Genomic DNA, 2,213 nt, shown 5'->3' on the forward strand with positions numbered 1-2,213 from the left:
GAACGCTCTCCCCGGACGGCCCGCGGCGCCCAAGTCTGCCGAGCCCAAGTCTGCCGAGCCCGACGACGCCGGACCCGCCGCGGGCCCGTCCGGGGGCAGCCGGTCCCGAAGCGGCTCGTCCGGAGGCAGCCTGCCTGACGGCCGCACGCATGAGGGCGGCATACCGCATGAGGACATACCGGACGGCCCGCTGCCCGAAGACTCACGGTCCGAGGACGCACCGGAGGCCACACCCGACACCGATCCGCACAGCTCGGCTTCAGTCGTGCTCACGGAGCCGAAACCCGACGTCCGCGACCGGCTCGCAGGCATGCTCCTGGCTGGCGCGGGCGGCCTCGGCGGGGTTGCCGCCGGGTTGCCGTGGAGCAGGCTGAGCGATGGTGAGGACACCCGTACGTTCACCGGCCTGGCGGTTGGTGACGGTCGGATCACCCTGGTGGTGGCGGTCGTCCTGTTGGTGATCGGTGTGGCGCGCGTGCTCGGCCGCCGCTCGGGCGCCGCGGACGCTGCCGTGGCTATGGTGCTGGGGGCGGGGGTTGCCGTGTTCGCCGTCATGGATCTTGTCGCCGGACCACCCTCACTGTCGTCCTTCCGGACCCTGTCCGCCGACCAGATCAGCGTCGTTCCCGCGCCTGGGCTCGTCCTGACCCTGGTGGCGGGGCTGATCTCGCTTGCCGGTGGTTGGCTGCTGCGGGGCGTCCGTCCCGCTGGGTAGTCCACCGGGATCGGGACAGGCCTACCGACCGATCGGGCCGAAGGACCGGAGTGATCGACTGTGCCCGTGGGGGATTTTGTTCCGGGAAGTGGCCGCGCATACTGCCCGACCGCGTGGTACGACCAAAAGCGACCGAGGATGGGGCGTCACCAGCCGGATGGGTGTCGGTCGGCAGTCTCCTGAAGTGCCGATCCGGGAGGCCCAGGTCCACCGGTCATTCGGAGCCGTTTGACCGTCGATCGGAAAGAAACGGGAGGAAGGTGTGCCCGAGCAGGAACCGAGCCCGTGGGCGCTCTCGGCGGTCGAGCCTGTGGCGGACGCGGACCTGGACAGGCAAGGGCAGCGTGATCATGACTCTTTCGCGCTCGGGGTCCGGGAGCCGATCGGCGAGGCCCGGGCGGAGCAGGCTCCGGGGCCGCTTGGTGCAGACCCGTCCGACGACCGGGTGCGCGGTCCGGCCGGCGGTGCCGGCCAGCAGCCCCGGCCGATCGGCGAGGACGGTGAGTCGGAGCAGTTGCGCCGGTGGCGTGCCGAGCGGCGTGCAGCACACGCGTTGACGGCTGATCCGCGCTGGGCCCGGCAGGACGGTGACGGCAGGCCGGATGCCGGTGGCACGGATACCTCCGACGCGGCTGCTGTTCCACCGCCTGTTCCACCGCCGGCATCCCAGCGTGTGCCATGGCCCGCGGGCACCGCCGCGGATGAGCCGAGCAGGGGTGAGCCGGGCGGCACCAGGCCGGATTTTCTGTGGGGCGCGCCGATCGGAGCCCATACGGGGGACGCCGACGGTGGGCCGGCGGACTCCGCGGCGGGTAGCGCAGGCTCCGCGAGTACCGCAGCAGACCCCGCGGGTACCGCGGACCGGCCGGCGCGACCGCTGGGAGGCCTGCTCGTGCTCATCGCTGGTGCCATGACCATTGTCGGTTCGGCCATGCCCTGGGCGACCATCACCGCCTTCGATCTCGTGGAGATCCCGCTCCGGGGGACCGAGGCCGGTCAGTACTACGGCGGGGCGACGGCGCTGCTCGGTGTCCTGTCGGTCGTTCTCGGCGGGCTGCTGATCGGTCGTGACCGGGGTGGCTGGCGGTGGATTCTCACGGCTGTGACCGGCATGGCAATCGCCCTGATCGCCGTGATCGACATGGTCCGGTTGCTGGGTGCCAACCAGCTTGGCGGCATCGAGCTGGATCTTTCGGTCGAGCTGGGGCCGGGTTTGTGGATCACGCTCCTGGGTGGGCTCGTCGTTGCCGCCGGCGCGGTGCTGGCGCGGTTCACGCCTCGCTGGACCAGGAGGAGCGCGCGGCGGGCGCGGCAGGACACGCAAGACGAATGATCGTGACCCGTTGATCGGAAACCGGTGGCTGCTGACCGGAAACCGGTGGTCATCGCCGGGTGAGCCTGTCCAGGCCGTCCGCGAGAGCCTCGAGCTCGCCGGGATCGGTGTACGCGTGCGGGCTCGCGCGCAGCAGCGGGCCGGTCATGTCCCTGGGCGCGCGAC

At 71.6% G+C, this 2,213-nt stretch carries 2 protein-coding genes; both read left to right on the plus strand.

Annotated elements, in window-relative coordinates:
* Positions 1 to 715: hypothetical protein (locus DD1DGNOD_RS27915; protein WP_206443051.1), on the plus strand; the 715-nt coding region annotated here is incomplete at its 5' end.
* A 262-nt stretch (positions 716 to 977) separates the two neighbouring features.
* The gene (locus tag DD1DGNOD_RS09525) at positions 978 to 2,048 is read left to right on the plus strand and encodes a Trp biosynthesis-associated membrane protein (protein ID WP_131769929.1); all 1,071 of its coding nucleotides are present in this window, start codon (positions 978 to 980) and stop codon (positions 2,046 to 2,048) included.
* Positions 2,049 to 2,213 lie beyond the last annotated feature (165 nt).

The sequence above is a fragment of the Candidatus Protofrankia californiensis genome (assembly GCF_900634765.1).
Classification (GTDB): Bacteria; Actinomycetota; Actinomycetes; order Frankiales; family Frankiaceae; genus Protofrankia; species Protofrankia californiensis.